Source organism: Streptomyces sp. NPDC028298 (assembly GCF_055565895.1).
This window is the reverse complement of record NZ_JBVHTL010000001.1, coordinates 263,707-277,698: the sequence shown is the minus strand read 5'-3', so window position 1 is coordinate 277,698 and position 13,992 is coordinate 263,707. Positions and strand designations below refer to the sequence as shown.

The 13,992-nt window shown below is 68.6% G+C and carries 15 protein-coding genes and 3 pseudogenes; 11 read left to right on the top strand and 7 right to left on the bottom strand.

All coding sequences use genetic code 11. The features are described 5' to 3' along the window. Nucleotides 1-15: 15 nt before the first annotated feature. Nucleotides 16-978, bottom strand: a complete 963-nt coding sequence (locus ACZ4TO_RS01335) for a zinc-binding dehydrogenase (protein WP_468023065.1) — start codon at nt 976-978, stop codon at nt 16-18. A gap of 166 nt (nt 979-1,144) precedes the next feature. Between ACZ4TO_RS01335 and ACZ4TO_RS01330 the strand changes: the two genes are divergently transcribed. The 4 genes from ACZ4TO_RS01330 to ACZ4TO_RS01315 all read left to right on the top strand — a co-directional run bounded on the left by ACZ4TO_RS01330 (nt 1,145) and on the right by ACZ4TO_RS01315 (nt 4,549). Next, complete coding sequence (locus tag ACZ4TO_RS01330) at nt 1,145-1,798, top strand: TetR/AcrR family transcriptional regulator (protein ID WP_468023064.1); 654 nt, start codon at nt 1,145-1,147, stop codon at nt 1,796-1,798. 202 nt (nt 1,799-2,000) lie between these two features. After that, nucleotides 2,001-2,744, top strand: a complete 744-nt coding sequence (locus ACZ4TO_RS01325; protein ID WP_468023063.1) for an SOS response-associated peptidase — start codon at nt 2,001-2,003, stop codon at nt 2,742-2,744. Between the two features lie 410 nt (nt 2,745-3,154). After that, a complete protein-coding gene (locus tag ACZ4TO_RS01320; RefSeq protein ID WP_468023062.1) occupies nt 3,155-3,982 on the top strand; it encodes a restriction endonuclease in 828 nt (275 codons plus the stop codon). 243 nt (nt 3,983-4,225) lie between these two features. After that, on the top strand, nt 4,226-4,549 hold the full coding sequence (locus ACZ4TO_RS01315) for an ankyrin repeat domain-containing protein (protein WP_468023061.1): 324 nt from the start codon (nt 4,226-4,228) through the stop codon (nt 4,547-4,549). Between the two features lie 198 nt (nt 4,550-4,747). Here ACZ4TO_RS01315 and ACZ4TO_RS01310 read toward each other — a convergent pair whose 3' ends face one another. Then, the gene (locus ACZ4TO_RS01310) at nt 4,748-5,458 is read right to left on the bottom strand and encodes a DUF4232 domain-containing protein (RefSeq protein ID WP_468023060.1); all 711 of its coding nucleotides are present in this window, start codon (nt 5,456-5,458) and stop codon (nt 4,748-4,750) included. 400 nt (nt 5,459-5,858) lie between these two features. Here ACZ4TO_RS01310 and ACZ4TO_RS01305 point away from each other — a divergent pair, with 400 nt between their 5' ends. After that, on the top strand, nt 5,859-7,082 hold the full coding sequence (locus tag ACZ4TO_RS01305; protein WP_468023059.1) for a hypothetical protein: 1,224 nt from the start codon (nt 5,859-5,861) through the stop codon (nt 7,080-7,082). 195 nt (nt 7,083-7,277) lie between these two features. Then, nucleotides 7,278-8,120: an ATP-grasp domain-containing protein gene (locus ACZ4TO_RS01300; RefSeq protein WP_468023058.1), complete on the top strand. Its 843-nt coding sequence runs from the start codon at nt 7,278-7,280 to the stop codon at nt 8,118-8,120. A gap of 256 nt (nt 8,121-8,376) precedes the next feature. Here the strand turns inward: ACZ4TO_RS01300 and ACZ4TO_RS01295 are convergent, their stop codons facing one another. Continuing rightward, nucleotides 8,377-9,087 carry a hypothetical protein gene (locus ACZ4TO_RS01295; protein ID WP_468023057.1) on the bottom strand — a complete coding sequence of 237 codons (711 nt, stop codon included), beginning with the start codon at nt 9,085-9,087 and terminating at the stop codon, nt 8,377-8,379. Between the two features lie 110 nt (nt 9,088-9,197). Here ACZ4TO_RS01295 and ACZ4TO_RS01290 point away from each other — a divergent pair, with 110 nt between their 5' ends. Further along, nucleotides 9,198-9,380: a DUF5958 family protein gene (locus ACZ4TO_RS01290; protein WP_468023056.1), complete on the top strand. Its 183-nt coding sequence runs from the start codon at nt 9,198-9,200 to the stop codon at nt 9,378-9,380. Between the two features lie 90 nt (nt 9,381-9,470). Here ACZ4TO_RS01290 and ACZ4TO_RS01285 read toward each other — a convergent pair whose 3' ends face one another. Continuing rightward, complete coding sequence (locus ACZ4TO_RS01285; protein ID WP_468023055.1) at nt 9,471-10,565, bottom strand: barstar family protein; 1,095 nt, start codon at nt 10,563-10,565, stop codon at nt 9,471-9,473. Between the two features lie 307 nt (nt 10,566-10,872). On the opposite strand from ACZ4TO_RS01285, the gene ACZ4TO_RS01280 reads away from it, so the two are divergent. Together ACZ4TO_RS01280 and ACZ4TO_RS01275 are read left to right on the top strand one after the other, a co-directional pair. Then, complete coding sequence (locus ACZ4TO_RS01280) at nt 10,873-11,541, top strand: hypothetical protein (protein ID WP_468023054.1); 669 nt, start codon at nt 10,873-10,875, stop codon at nt 11,539-11,541. An 87-nt stretch (nt 11,542-11,628) separates the two neighbouring features. After that, a pseudogene (locus ACZ4TO_RS01275) lies at nt 11,629-11,957 on the top strand (transposase); the annotation flags it as partial. Between the two features lie 48 nt (nt 11,958-12,005). Here the strand turns inward: ACZ4TO_RS01275 and ACZ4TO_RS01270 are convergent. Continuing rightward, nucleotides 12,006-12,155: pseudogene (locus ACZ4TO_RS01270) on the bottom strand (hypothetical protein); the annotation flags it as partial. Continuing rightward, on the bottom strand, nt 12,130-12,567 hold the full coding sequence (locus tag ACZ4TO_RS01265; RefSeq protein ID WP_468023053.1) for a hypothetical protein: 438 nt from the start codon (nt 12,565-12,567) through the stop codon (nt 12,130-12,132). The gene ACZ4TO_RS01265 and the pseudogene ACZ4TO_RS01270, both read right to left, overlap by 26 nt. A 248-nt stretch (nt 12,568-12,815) precedes the next feature. Between ACZ4TO_RS01265 and ACZ4TO_RS01260 the strand changes: the two genes are divergently transcribed. Further along, complete coding sequence (locus ACZ4TO_RS01260; protein WP_468023052.1) at nt 12,816-13,103, top strand: hypothetical protein; 288 nt, start codon at nt 12,816-12,818, stop codon at nt 13,101-13,103. A gap of 158 nt (nt 13,104-13,261) precedes the next feature. Here ACZ4TO_RS01260 and ACZ4TO_RS01255 read toward each other — a convergent pair whose 3' ends face one another. Beyond that, nucleotides 13,262-13,543, bottom strand: a complete 282-nt coding sequence (locus ACZ4TO_RS01255; RefSeq protein ID WP_468023051.1) for a hypothetical protein — start codon at nt 13,541-13,543, stop codon at nt 13,262-13,264. 348 nt (nt 13,544-13,891) lie between these two features. Between ACZ4TO_RS01255 and ACZ4TO_RS01250 the strand changes: the two are divergent. Beyond that, nucleotides 13,892-13,990 (top strand): annotated as a pseudogene (locus ACZ4TO_RS01250) (IS5/IS1182 family transposase); the annotation flags it as partial. Nucleotides 13,991-13,992: the final 2 nt, after the last annotated feature.

The following is a 13,992-nucleotide window of genomic DNA, read 5'->3' as shown; positions in this document are numbered from 1 at the left end:
CTTTCGCGGCCTGACTCAGGGCGTCAGCACGATCCTGCCGAACACCTTTCCCGCGTCCATCTCGCGGTGGGCCCGTACCGCCTGGTCCAGCGGCAACACCTCGTGTACGACGGTACGCAGGTCCCCGTGCACAGCATCGGCGAAGTGGGAGGACCGCACGGCCTGCCGGTCGGGGCCGGGCACGGTGTCAGAGCTGAACGTGGCGAACGACAACGATCTACGGAAGGCGTCCATGAGCCGCATGCCGAAGTCCGTCGGCGGCTGCCCACCGACCACGCCGACAGCCACGTACCGCCCGTTGGAGTTCAACTTGTCCAGGAACAGGGGAAGCCGGGGACCAGCCACGACATCGATCACCACGTCGAAGCCCGCCGGTGCCTGCGGGCCGCCCTCGCCGGAGCGGTCGAGGACGTGAGTCGCGCCCAGGTCCCGCAGGCGGGCGCCGCGCTCCGTCGACGAGGTCGTGACCGCCACCGCGTTCGCGCCGCCCCTGGCCGCGAGCTGGACCGCCGTGATTCCGATGCTGCCCGCCGCACCGCGCACGAGCACCGTCTCGCCTGGCGTGAAACGGGCCCGGTCCAGCGCGAAGTGGGCGACCACGCCGGAGCCGCCGAGGGTCACCGCGTCCGCGCCGGTCAGGCCGTCGGGCAGCGCAAGAACGTCCTCGGCCGAGGCGACGGCCTGCTCGGCGTACCCACCGGACAGGCCCGTGAACGCCCACACCCGGCGCCCGATCCACGAGGCGTCCACGCCCTCTCCCACCGCGGTGACCTCTCCCGCCACCTCGCTGCCGAGGAGATGGCCCTCCCGGAAGCCGTAGGCGGCAAGCGTTCCCCGGCGGATCACGGCGTCCACGCCGCCTACCCCGATCGCCTCCGTGGTGATCAGAACCTGCCCCGGGGCGGGAACGGGCACGGGCACATCGACGATCTCCAAGCCGTCGGGGTCTCCGAACGTCCTGATCACGACGGCTTTCATCTCTGCTCCTCGGGTCGTTGGAAGGACGGATCGCCGCTGGTGCGGCCGTGGGTCGAGCCGGCACCCGCAGCCATGTCATCACCGGCGGAGTGTCGTCGGGACGGGGGCCGGCACCGCCATCGGACCGTAACGGACACCCCCGTCCGTTTGGCTAAAGTGAGAACCGATGACCGACCATTTGCCTCAGACCCTGCGTTCCGACGCCCGCGACAACCGGGCCCGCATCCTGGACGCCGCCCGCTCGGTGCTCGGGGAAAAGGGCCTGAGCGCGCCCATGCGCGAGATCGCCCGGCACGCAGGCGTCGGCCCCGCCACGCTGTACCGGCACTTCCCGACCAAGCAGGAACTGATCGCGGAGACCTTCGCCGAGCAGCGGCGAGCCTGCCACGCCGCCGTCCGCGACGCCCTCGCGGACTCGGACCCGTGGCACGGATTCCGGAGCCTGATCGAGCGGATCTGTGAACTTCACACCCACAGCAGAGGATTCGCAGACGCCTTCATGACGACGTTCCCCGAGGCCATGGACTTCGCCGCCGACCGGGAGCGGACCCTGCGCGCGGTCGGTGAACTGGCCCGCCGCGCTCAGGAGATGGGCCGGCTGCGCCCCGGCTTCGTCATCGACGACCTGATCCTCATGCTCATGGCCCACCGCGGCCTCCAGGACATGCCGCGTGCCGCCCGGGTCACAGCCTCCCACCGCTTCGCCGCCTACGTGATCGAGGCGTTCCGCGCCGGACCAGAGACGGAAGCGTCGACGCCACTGCCGCCGGCACCGCGCCTGCAGCTCACACACACGCCCAGCGCACCGTGGGTTCCGTAATCCGTAATCCGTAATCCGTGATCCGTCATCCGGCATCCGTCATCCCCGGAGATCGAACCTCGCCCTACGAAATGAGCTCGCCGGCCACGGCCGGCAGAACCGACAGCCCAGGGATCCTGAAAGACCTCTGCTACGACAGCCGTCCCCGGAGACACGGTGTCGGTGCGGGGCGTGCGGCTCTCGGCGGTGAAAGACTGGCGGTATGTGTGGTCGGTACGCATCCACTCGCAGCCCGCAGGAGCTGGCGCCGCTCTTCCACGTGCCCGACGTACCCGCGCGGGAGACGCTTGCGCCGAGCTGGAATGTCGCCCCGACCGACGACGTGTGGGCCGTCCTCGAACGCGCACCCCGCGGCCAGGACGACACCGGCCCGGTGGAGCGGGAGCTCCGGCCGCTGCGCTGGGGCCTGGTCCCGTCCTGGGCGAAGGACGTGAAGGCCGGCGCCCGGATGATCAACGCGCGCGTCGAGACGGTGCACGAAAGGCCCGCGTTCCGCCGTGCGTTCACCCGACACCGTTGCCTGCTGCCCGCCGACGGCTTCTACGAATGGGAGCAGGTCAAGGACCCCGGAACGGGCAAGGCGCGCAAGCAGCCGTACTTCATCCACTCCGAGAACGGGGAGGTGATGGCGTTCGCCGGGCTGTACGCCTACTGGCGCGACCAGACGGTCAAGCAGGACGACGACCCGGCCGCCTGGCTGATGAGCTGCACCATCATCACGACCGAAGCCACCGACACCGCCGGCCGCGTTCACCCCCGCATGCCGCTCGCCCTCACCCCCGAGCACTACGACGCCTGGCTGGATCCCGGTCACCAGGACCCCGATGACCTCCGTGCGTTGCTCGGCCAGCCGGCGGACGGTCACCTGTACGCCCGCCCTGTCTCCACGGCCGTCAACAGCGTCCGCAACAACGGCCCTCAGCTCCTGGACGAACTCGTTTCCTAGGAGCTGTGGTCAAACTGGCAGGTCAACACGGCTGGGGCGATGTCGGCCCGAGAGCCCGTTCCTGGGCCCGTGTCGGCGGCGAGGCGGTGTGAAGGACCGTCAGGTGAAGAGGTTCGTGAACAGCCCCGCGGTGAGGAAGGCCATGGCGACCCCGGTCACCAGGGTCACGAACAGGCCTGGTTCGCCGTAACCCTGCAGACGGGCACGTCGGGGCTTGGCCGGGTCGTAACGGAAGCCGCGAGCTGCTTTGCCACGACGTGCGGCAGAGGCCCCGCACTTGGTCCTGCTCGACGTCTCCGCCCACGACTGGACTCGCGCCGCGGCGTGCGCGACGGAACGCGGTAGAACGGCCGCTACCTGGGAAGACGCGAATTGATCTTCGTTGACGTCCCAGGGGAGGAAACATCACCATGGCCGTTCCCGCACGCTCCCGTCGTACCGCGCGCCACTCCCGCCGGTTCGAACTCCGGGCGACGGCCCTCTACTTCGCGCTCCTCGCCGTCATCCTCGCTCTGGTGGGCGCGGCCGCCCGCACAGCGGCCGCTGCCGCGGTGCACCGTCCCGCCTGGGCCGTGGCGCTCGCCCTCATGGGCGTCGGCGCCGTCATGGCCGGCTGCCGCGGGAAGCGCCGCATATCGGCGGCCAGGATCGCGCGGCGCGCGGCTGCAGCCCTGGACGAAGCCACGCAGACGGCTGTCGAAGCACTCGACGCGGCGTCACCGGCTCCCGCCGTCGCCCTGGCCCCCGCCGGGCCCGGCGCCTGCGGCGGACGCCTCGGCACGGAACCCACCGTCCTGCTTCCCGAGACCATGCCCGAGGCGCCCGCGGTCACGGTGGAGATCGCCTACGAGACCCTGGACCCGGACGAGTTCGAGCAGGCGGTGGCCGAACTGTGCCGGCGCGACGGCTGTCTCGACGTGGAGGTCGTGGGCGGGGCCGGCGACCTGGGCGCCGACGTCGTGGCGAGGACGCCAGACGGGCGCTCGCTCGTCATCCAGTGCAAGCGGTACTGCGACGGCAACCGGGTCGGCTCACAGGACCTGCAGCGCTTCGGCGGCACCTGCTTCACCGTTCACGGCGCCGATGTCGCTGTCGTGGTCACCACCAGCGACTTCACCGCCCCCGCGCTCGACTACGCGGAGCAGTGCGGCATCGTGTGCGTTGACGGTCCGCAACTGCAGCACTGGCAGGAGGGCGCGGGACCGCGGCCTTGGGAGGCGGAGCCGTCGGCGGGCTGATGCGGGCTGAGGCGGGTCGGGGGCGGCGCCGGCCGGTGGGGTTGCCACCAAGGTCCGCGAGTCCCGGACCAGTTCGCGATGGCGGGACCTCTTGGACCGGGCTCAGTTTTCGGTCACCCCTGGGCCACGCTCGGACCCTGCGGGTCGGCTGTCGCGACGTACTGGCTGAGGAGTTCACGGTCGAGGAAGGCGGAGTGCAAGGGGAGGGCCAGGTCGATGGGGATGGGCGGGTTGAATGGCCTCGTGAACGACTACTGGACGCCGGCTCATTTTGCGGTGGAGCACGACGCCGAGACATTGGCGCGTCTTCTTGCCGCCGGTTCCGATCCCAACGAGGTACAGGGCACCTCGACGCTCTTGACGCACGCGATCGACGTCGAGGGTGACAGCAGCTTGCAGAGCGGGCACCCGCTCACCGTTCATACCACTGCCGTCCTGCTGGCCTTCGGTGCCGACCCGCAACTAGCGGATCCCGACGGTCACACGCCCATGGACGTTGCCGAGCAGTACGACCACACGCTGGCGATTGCGCTGTTGCGGCGACACCTCATGCTCGGGTTCCACTGAGGCCGGGGGAACGGCTCTGCGCTGCATCTACGGCCAACCTCAGTGGCCGAGTCACCCGTTGTGACTCGGCACTGTGGCAGTTGGCGGTTGGCGGTTGGCAGTCGGCAGGGGAGTGCGCGCCTCGGGCCCGGATCGGGTTCAAAGCGCGGGTGTCACGGGTGGTGCTCTTGACGGAGCTTGCCCTGCCTAGGCGGGTGGTCAGTAGGTCAGTGCGTCCTCGGCGGTACCGAAGAAGCTGGTGACCTGGCCGTCGTTGACCGTGACGGGACCATCGTTGATCGGCACGGTCGTCGGATCTTCGGAAGCGGTGAGCGCAACTGCCATTTTGTCGGCGCTCTTGCCGCCTGCGGTGTCCGCGCGAGAGAACATGATCCCGGCGTAAGCGTTCTGGCCGGGCTCAAGAATCCAGTCCTTGCCGTCGGGTCCCATGTGCTCGGCGGCGCCGTCGAGCCCCGGAATCGTGATCACCAGCTCGTTCGCCGACAGCAGGCAGGGATCGCTGCCCTTGTTGCTCGCCGTCAGCAAGGCGTGGTTGACGGGCCTCGACGCGACGGTGACCTTGTAGCTCAGGTCGGCCGTCTCGCACATGCCCACGCCTCCGTCCTGGCCGTCGTCGGAAGCGGGCTTCGACGGTGCCGGGGTGCTCGGGCTGGCGGAGGATTTCCCGCTGCCGCTGCCGCTGCCGCTGCCGCTGCCGCTGCCGCTGCCGCTCCCGCTGTCACCCGGGTCGGCTGACGATGGCGTGTCCGTGTTTTTGTCAGCAGGCGTGGCAGAAGGGCTCGCGTGCGCTCCCGGGGCGGCCGCGTCGTTCTCGGCGTCGCCGTTGCATGCGGTCAGAGTCGCCAGGATGCCGAGCGACAGAGCGGCGAGCGCGGCGGTGGTACGGCGTGAACGAGCTGTGTGAGCCATGAGAAGTCCCCCGGGATTCGGAATGTCCCGGTGATAGTGCCTCATAGGAGCGACGCTGCCGTCTGATCACACCGAGAGGGAGCCATCTCTGAACAGGCTCGTGACATTGTGACGGTGACCGGGGCGACGGAGGACACGCCACGCGCATCTCCCGCCGGTGCCGGGAACCGGCAGCTCAGATGTCAGATCCGGCTGGAACACTGCGGACGTGGATCACGAGACCCCCACGCGACCTTGGGAAGCTTGCGCCGACACCCTGCCGTCCAGAGCACGGGCGGAACTCACCCGTACCCATTGGGAGGGGCTACCGCCCGTCTGCACGGGCCGGCACAGCGTTCCTGACACGCCGGGCGTCCTCGCCGCGACGCTCTCTGCCGACCCGGTGGATCGAGTGAGGGCCGTGGGATACCTGTACCGGCTGCTGCTCAACCGAGGGCGCGTGTACCCCGCGACCGCACCAGCCGCCCTGGTCGTCGCCCCCCTGCTCGATGACCCACGCACCCTCGCCGTGGCCCGGTGGGAGCGCAGGGCAGGCGAGCGACCACTGCGTGCCGAACTGCTGAACTGGCTGGTCGCGTTCGCGGACATCGCCCGTCTGGACGCCACAGAGCAGCTCGGGGCACCGCAGGACCTGGCCGCGGCACGGGCAGCGCGCCCGGCGCTCCACTCCCAAGTCGCACCCTTCTGCGAGGACGGCGATCCACGGGTGAGGGAGGCCGCCGTCGCCGCCACCGCTCTGCTGCTCGCCGATCCGCTACTCGCCTCGTCCATACCGCGCCACGCGCCGCTTGTCCGCAACGTCCTGGCCGCGAGCGCGGACTCCTCCTACCGATGGATCGCCCGGGAGCGCCTGGCGGCATGGGGCGAGGACATCGAGGGCCTCATCGCGGCAGAGGACGAACGCCGCGCGACCCTGGCCAAGACAGACAGTGTGGCCGACGACCCGTGGGACGAAGGCCAAGGGGCTGCGATCAGATGGCTGGCCGAGCAGCCGGTCGACACCGCGGCCCAGGAACTGCCCGGACGCCGGCACCCGGATTGGACCGCGACTGAACCTGCGGTCCAGTTTGAGTCTGCGCCCGAGGTACCCGTTGCGGTCCCTGGAAGCCGGCCGGGGCAGCAGGGGCCGTGGCGGATCGCGCGGGGCGAGGAGCGCGCAGAGTGGACGTTCACGCCCCTCGTGGGAGTCGGCCCGCTGCACTTCGGCATGACGCTGGAGGAGATCACCGATGCCCTGGACGAGCAGCCGACCGTGACGTCCTACTCCCACGTCGGTGGGCGGCAACAGCTTGTCTACGCCGACTTCGCCGCCACCGCCGTGAGAGGGCTCTTCCGAGACGACCGCCTGGGATGCGTGGCGGTGAACGCGCTCAGCGGCCCCCAAGTGAGACTCGACGACGTGCCGTTGACCGGCTGCGTGCCGTCACAGATGGAGAACTGGCTTCTCCACCGCACTGCACGGCTGTCCTTCAGCGTCGCGGGCGACCCGATCTGCACCGATCTCGGCCTGGCGATCCGTTCCCAACGGGCCGGCGACATCATGCTGACCCGACCACTCTTCCTGATGCACGAATGGTGCGACCTCTGGCACTCACTGCCCCAAGAGGAATGGAACTTCGCGTAGTACCCGCGCGCATCCACTGCCAACGGCCTCGACGCCGAAAATCCACACGCCACGGCGCGCTCGAAACATGACCGTCGTCGACGGCACGCCACGGTCCACACCCACCAGGCGTCGGCGAAACTCGGATCGGCCGCGGATCCGGCCCTCGGATCCCGGGGCGCGGGCCCGAATCCGGTGGACTGCCCGACCGGACCGATGGCATGGTCATCGATCGTGACGAAGCACGGTTTCCTGGCGTTGGCGCCGCAGTACACCACGACCTCCGAGCTGCTGGCGACGTCGGCACGTCGGCGGGGCATGGACGTCGAAGTCCTGCCCACCCAGGGCGGCGCGGGCACCACTACGGGGAGGCGCGGCGGCCACTACTACGGCGGCCCCGTCTTCGCGGCGGGCGTCGTGGACGAACTTGAGCTGGCGCTCCTGGAGCCCTCCGACGATTGGCTGATCACCGTGCCCGCCGCATACACGGGACGGCATATCGCCATGGCGACCATGGGCGAGGCCCGTCGCCTGACCCGGCCGGCCTTCGTCAAGCCGCCGACCGACAAGAGCTTCCCGGCCGCCGTCTACGCCGACGGTGGTCGGCTCCCGGCGGGGCCCGAGCTGCCGCCCGACGTCCCCGTGCAGATCAGCGATGTGGTGACCTGGGCGACGGAGTTCCGCCTCTACGTCCTGGACGGCGAGGTCCGCACGGGTTCGCAGTACGCCACCTTCGGCCGCCTCGACGCCCAGCCCCTCGACGGCCATCGCCACGAGGACGCCGTCCTGGCGTTCGCGAAGGACTTGCTGGCCGGCTGCGGCGACAGCCTGCCCAGCGCCGTGGTGGTGGACGTCGGGTTCCTGACCCCACCCGAGCACGGCGCCACCGACCAGTGGGCGGTGGTCGAGGCGAACATGGCGTGGTTCAGCAACACCTACGCCGCGGACCCCGACCGGGCCTTGGACGTCGTCCTCCGCGCCGCCGGCCCACGTACCCGGATGGCGGTCCGCGACCGCCGCTTCTGCCGCACCGCCGAGACCGCCCGTCCCGGCGGCTGAGGAGCGGCAGGCAAGGACTTGGGCCTCGCTGCGGCGGGATGCCGTTCGGCATGCGCGCGGGCAGAACTTCCGTTCCGGGGCAGGTCGGTGGTGAACTGCGGACTCGTTGCGGACGCAGACTTTCCGATGGATACGAGCCCACCGGGCACGCCCGGGAAGCGCACACGATGGATGGGGAGATCACCTGAGCAGGTTTGGCCAGGGCCGGAGCAGAGACATGGGTTCTCCGTTCCGGCCGGCCTGGTCGCTCGGCGTCTCAGTACTGCTCGGCCACTTGCTCGGCGATCGAGAACTCGGCGCCGCACTCGCCGCACGTTCCCTCGCCGAACAAGTAGGTGAGGGCGAGCGCGACTCTGTCGACGCCGGCCTCGCGGGCCGCGTCATAGAGCACGCGCGCAGGCCCCTCCAGGTCGGCCGACGCAGCAGCGCGAAGCGGTGAGCCCTCCGGATCGCCGGGCTCCCAGTCCCCGACGGCGGAGAAGTAGCCGCCCTCACCGATGGAGACGAACACCCCCATCTCGCATTCGGGGCAGAACACCTCGATGGTCCCGTCGGCCAAGCCTTCCAGGGCCGAGGACCAGACGGGGACACCGTCAAGCGCCATGGCGGTCTGCAGCAGATAGACGTAGAAGCCGGGCTCGGCGGGGCGGCGGATCCGAGCGTGAGCCAAAGCCCGCAGCCGCTCGATCAGGGCGCCGTGCTGACCGCGGGTCTCATCATCGGCAGCAGCGGCGATCGCTCCGGCCAGGAGCAGGGCGTTGTCGCCGTCCTTGCCCGCCTCGCCTCCCAGATCGGCCAGCAGAGCAAGAGCAGCGAAGCTCGCCGAGTAGACACTGCCCTGATGGCACAGGCGTGACCACAGCTCGCTCCATACCTCGTCGTTGGGCTCTGTGCCCAGCCGTTCGAACAGGGCCGGGATGTCCTCGGCGGCGCCATACGCGTGCTTCAACTGCGACCAATCCGTCATGCGGGCATCCAACCAAGCCGTCCCTCGCTGGCTCACAGCAGGACAGGGCTACCCAGTGCCGGCGTCCACGTGGGGAACTCGGGTGAGCAGGTCTGACCAACACCAGAGCAGTGGTCTGCACCCCACGCACACGCCATCAACTGGGGAAGACCGCTTCTCTCACTCCGCGCGACGAACGTCGGAACGCGTTCCGACTGCTGGTTGCGGTGCTCGCGATCACCGACGGACGACGTCGCGAGCCCAACTGCTCGAGCGGGTGCGGTCCTTGGTGGCACAAGGCTGTCCGCCGTTGACTGATTCCTACGTCGGCCCCTGTACGAGGCGCGTAGTAGCCCGACGGCGCGACAGCGGCGTTGAGCCAATACCGTGGCAGCGTGACCAACTCACGTGCAGGTCACGTGCATCCCGCCCTCGGTCAGGACTTCGAGCACCAGGGCGACCAGGTCGTATTGCTCCCCTTCCGGTGTCAGGAGGTGGGACAGGTGCTCGCGCGAGGTCGCGGCGTTCCGCCAGAGCAGGGTTGCGGGGGCGGTGTAGCCGAAAGTGCCGCGCAGACAGTCCACGAGGGCGTCGAGACAGCCGCCGAAGTAGCCGCCCGGGCCGTTGACGGCCTCGCCGAGTGCCAGGTAGAGGCCCGGTTCGTCGGTGATGTGGCGGCCGTCCAGCTCGTACGCGTGTCCGGCGGGCCGGTCCTGGTGCTTCAGCCGGCAGCCTCGCTCCCGGACGAGATCGAGCCATGCCCCGCGCTGCCGGGTCTCAAGCTCGGTCCAGGCGCCAGGGGTGTCCGGCGGCCCGGCGAACCAGCGTTCCCAGACGGGCCGGGCGTGTCCCGGTACGGGGGCGAGCTCTGCGTCGAGTTCCAGATCGATCAGGTCCGTCCCGCGGGAGGACGGGCGCCACGTGCGCACTTTGGGCCACAGCAACCGGTCGGTGAGCGGCTCGCCTCTGTCGTCCCGTATCTCCAGCTGGGCCTCCTCGAGATCCAGCGCGCGGCGGGTGCCCGTCGTCAGTGCCCGCTGTAGTCGATCCCCCGGGGCGAGTCCGAGCAGGACGAGCGGGGGCGGTGCGTCCTCGGGCGGCAGGACGCGGGCGAACTCCCGGCAGGAGCCCAGCCACCGGTATCCGTCGTGCAGCCGGACCGGAGCCCTGTGCCCCTCGGGCGGCCCCTCGTAGTCGTCGATACCCGTGAGCACGAGGCCGTCCGTCCCCGGGGACTGTCCAAGGCTCTCCGCGTCCTCCAGCAGCCAGGCATCGAGTGTCCTGTCCTCCGGCACCAGCCACACCCGGCTGCCGACCCAGCCGCGCACCTCGACTCCGTCCGGAATCCACCCGAACAGTTCGTACGTCCCACGCCTGGGTTCCCTGAACAGCCCCTCCACCGCGGCGCAGACGCCCCAGACATGGCCGCTTTCCGTGTCCGCCAGCGTGTACCGCCCCTGCCCGCGATGTTCCCTGTCCACATGCACGGTGGGAATCATGCCCAGACCAGATGTAGCCCGGGAACCCCTTTTTCGTGGCAGGCAAGAGTGACTCGGGGCAGAGCGCTCCGTCTGGCGAACGACGCCAACTAGGGCCTGTGCCGTTGGTGGGCTGGGGTGGAGTTATCGATATGTCGAGCTGGATCAGCCGAAGGCTGCCGTCCAGCCTGGCGACGGAGGGCATTGGATCGGTTCGGCGGCTGACTTCGGTGGCTGGATCGTGGGGTGATCGGTGTCGGAGCAGGGTGAACTGGTCACCTTCGTGGTCGGAATGGACGGTGGGCTTCGGCGTCGTAGGCTGCGGCGCTTGGACCCATGGCACGTCTTGGCGGACAACGAACGACAGCAGTGGATCTTCGATCCGTTCGTGAGCGTGGGTCCACTGCGGTTTGGAATGACTTCCGACGAGGCGTCCGCTGCCCTCGGCGGTGTCCTTCCGGCCACGCGCCGGCACTACCCTGGCTGGGACGTCGTGTGCCACACCCACTCCGACGTGGGTCTGAAGGTCCACTTCGCGGCTGAGGGTTTGCGTGGAGTCTCGATCGATGCGCGTCGGGGGCCGCAAGTCCATGCGGACGAGGCGGCGCTGGTCGGCCAGGTTCCCTCCGAGTTGGAACGGTGGCTGTTCGATCGTGCTGACAGCCGGGAACCGTTTACGGAGCTCTTTTATCTGCCGGGCGCGGAGCCCGGATCTCTGACTCTTGGGGTGGCGCTCTGTGTGCAGCGATCCGGCGATCATTTGCTCACGCGCCCCGTCTTCTTGAATCGCTGTGAGGTCATGCGTCGGTCGAGCGGTCCGTTGGGATCGAGGGGATCGGTGGTGTCACTGGTCTTCGAGATGCTCTGGGCGGTCCGCCTGGCGGTGCTTTCGGGCCTTGCGGCCAGCTTCGGCATGCCCCACAGGGGCTTCACGAGCACAGCTACCGCCCTGGCGCCCAACAGCCAGCACAGAGCACGGGATGCGCGCATCCCGTAGCCCGATGACGTCATCTCATTTGGCTCAGTCGTGTTATCGATCGTGGTGGGAATCGTTGAGCGGCTGGTGCCGGACGCGTTGTGGGAGATGTTCCAGCGGGGGGTTCCGGAGGCGCCGACACGACCGCAGGGCGGTGGTCGCCGTCGGCACGGCGACCGGGAGGTGCTGGCCGCCATCGTGTTCGTGGCTACGTCCGGCTGCCCGTGGCAGCAGTTTCCGTCCGCATCCTTCGGGCCGTCCGGGGCGACGGCTCACCGCCGGTTCTCCGAGTGGAGCAAGGCCCGGGTGTGGGCGAAGCTCCACCACCTGGTCCTCGACGAGCTCGGCAGCCGTGGGCAGTTGGACTGGTCACGGTGCGCGATCGACTCGGTGAACATGCGGGCTTTGAAAAGGGGGAGCTGACAGTTCCGTTGCCAGCGACGGAACGGTCCATAGACCGTCTGCCACGGTCCATACTCCGACGGCAGATCCCGCCACGGAGCGCCGGTTCGGACCCGCCGGCGGATCCCGTTGGTCAGTCTCCGCCGACCCGGAAATCGGTGGCGTCGGCCTCGGTAGACGGACGGAACCGCGCAGGCTCCGCCGACCTCAGTGCTGCATCTGGTTGTACACATCTCGACCTGCTTCCTGAGGGAGCAGGTACAGCCTCAAGTGCTGGCGGAGAAAGCTCTCCAACCGTGGGAGCTCGATCGCGTCGGCTGGAAGGTCTCCGGGACGCGGACGGTAGAGCTCGACCAACCGGGCCATCAGCTCTTCGTCAAGCAACGGCGCTTGAAAGCGATCTATCGTCCCGATGTAGAAAAGCCAGCTGAACAGCCGGTTGGCGGGACAGTGCCCTTCACCCGCCCGCAGGTTCTCTGGTTCGTGCTCGGCACTCCAGGAACCGACATACAAGTAGGAGGCGCGACGCAAGCCCTCGTCCAAAGCTGGGGTCGGATCGTCCTTGCAATTCCAATCGATCCGAGCCTCGTCCCCGGGTATGGGGCTCGGGGCGGCTGCCAACCACAGTTGGTAGATCTCCTCCATGACCGCAGTCTGGCATGTCGAGTCGATGGTCAACAGGCATCGAGAGGATCACCCGTGCACGGCTCTGAGCCACTCTCGTGCCTGAACGGGCAGGAACCAGAACGGGCAGGGAACCACGGGGAATAGGGGTACCAAGGGCACGGCCGCCGGACTCCGCCCAAGACAGGGAACCTCGAGGTCAGACACGTGACTGCCAACCTCGCTCCTAATGGAGGTGCTCCACATCTGGCGGGTGAGATCATCGGTGTATGGCAGACGCACGGCTACCCCCGGGATGGTCCCTTCAGCAGATCCGCGACGTATCCGGGGACAAAGAGGCTGTCGCCCTGGGGCCGAACCGGGCGGTCAAATGGGTAGGGCGCCCCGGAGCCCCCGACGAGGCGCTGCACCCGGAGATCGTTCTCGGATTCCACGACCTCTGCCTCGTGAAGCCTGTCCATGACGACGACTGGTACATGGGCAGCCTGTACGACGACGGCAGTGTCATCTGTTGGTCAGCCTGTAACAACCTGTACGACGCACTGCGCGGTCTGTAGAGGCGTGCGGGCCTGTCCCTGTACTCACGAGACTTCCTGAGGCGGCGGTACAGCAGCGAAGTACGCCAATCACGGAAACCGATCCCATCCTGTAGCACCTCCCTGTGCCCCAAGTACGGCCCGTATGACCACCACTGACCGATCTCTAGAGCTACGGATCAGATGCTGTCACTGGCCCGTAGCTCTGTCTTTCGCCGGCGGGCGTAGCCGTCAAGGTCTTGCTTGATGGCCATGACGTCCTCGATGAGGATGCGGATGGGCCCGCAGTGCAGGGCGTCACAGGAGCGGGGGAAGGTGCCGTCGATCAGGGAGACGCCGCTGAGCACCACACCCGCCACCTCGTCGACCGCAGTGCACAGGACTGGGTGGAACGAGCAGTCCTCGTAGATATCACCTACTTGGATATTGTTCGGATTACCGGGGTTCGTCGTGCCATTCATGGGACCAGACTTCCACGAGTTCCTGTCCAACTGCGTGACAACGCCGACGCACACCGGCACGAGCACGGACGCGTGTGGACCTTCAACGCAGGTGAACGCCACACCAACCCAAGGCAGCGCGTCCACCCAATTCACTTCGGGACGAAGCAGTCCCCATGTCACTGCCATGCCAGATCGTGCGGTCAGCCGCGGTCAACGACGGCTCTTAAGCAGTCGAGGGGCACCCTTTACCTGGGCTGCCGCTACAGCCGTAGTGACCTGGGCGGACATGCTGAAGACCACGCCCGCCCCTACAAGGCGCATGTCCTACGGGAGGATGACGGCCGGCGGACCTGTCGGTCGTTGTGGATCCACCTAGCCGCGGAAGGCCACGGCAGTCCCCTCGCGTTCGCCATCGCGCCTGGCCAGGCCGGTGACGCACCCGCATTCGAGCAGGTCATGGCGCAGAG

What these genes read in the sequence shown, in the direction of transcription:
- ACZ4TO_RS01260 (WP_468023052.1), top strand. Translation starts at nt 12,816, where the DNA reads ATGGCAGACGCACGGCTACCCCCGGGATGGTCCCTTCAGCAGATCCGC.
- ACZ4TO_RS01325 (WP_468023063.1), top strand. Translation starts at nt 2,001, where the DNA reads ATGTGTGGTCGGTACGCATCCACTCGCAGCCCGCAGGAGCTGGCGCCG.
- ACZ4TO_RS01330 (WP_468023064.1), top strand. Translation starts at nt 1,145, where the DNA reads ATGACCGACCATTTGCCTCAGACCCTGCGTTCCGACGCCCGCGACAAC.
- ACZ4TO_RS01255 (WP_468023051.1), bottom strand. Translation starts at nt 13,543, where the DNA reads ATGAATGGCACGACGAACCCCGGTAATCCGAACAATATCCAAGTAGGT.
- ACZ4TO_RS01295 (WP_468023057.1), bottom strand. Translation starts at nt 9,087, where the DNA reads ATGACGGATTGGTCGCAGTTGAAGCACGCGTATGGCGCCGCCGAGGAC.
- ACZ4TO_RS01265 (WP_468023053.1), bottom strand. Translation starts at nt 12,567, where the DNA reads ATGGAGGAGATCTACCAACTGTGGTTGGCAGCCGCCCCGAGCCCCATA.
- ACZ4TO_RS01335 (WP_468023065.1), bottom strand. Translation starts at nt 978, where the DNA reads ATGAAAGCCGTCGTGATCAGGACGTTCGGAGACCCCGACGGCTTGGAG.
- ACZ4TO_RS01300 (WP_468023058.1), top strand. Translation starts at nt 7,278, where the DNA reads ATGGCATGGTCATCGATCGTGACGAAGCACGGTTTCCTGGCGTTGGCG.
- ACZ4TO_RS01320 (WP_468023062.1), top strand. Translation starts at nt 3,155, where the DNA reads ATGGCCGTTCCCGCACGCTCCCGTCGTACCGCGCGCCACTCCCGCCGG.
- ACZ4TO_RS01285 (WP_468023055.1), bottom strand. Translation starts at nt 10,565, where the DNA reads ATGATTCCCACCGTGCATGTGGACAGGGAACATCGCGGGCAGGGGCGG.
- ACZ4TO_RS01310 (WP_468023060.1), bottom strand. Translation starts at nt 5,458, where the DNA reads ATGGCTCACACAGCTCGTTCACGCCGTACCACCGCCGCGCTCGCCGCT.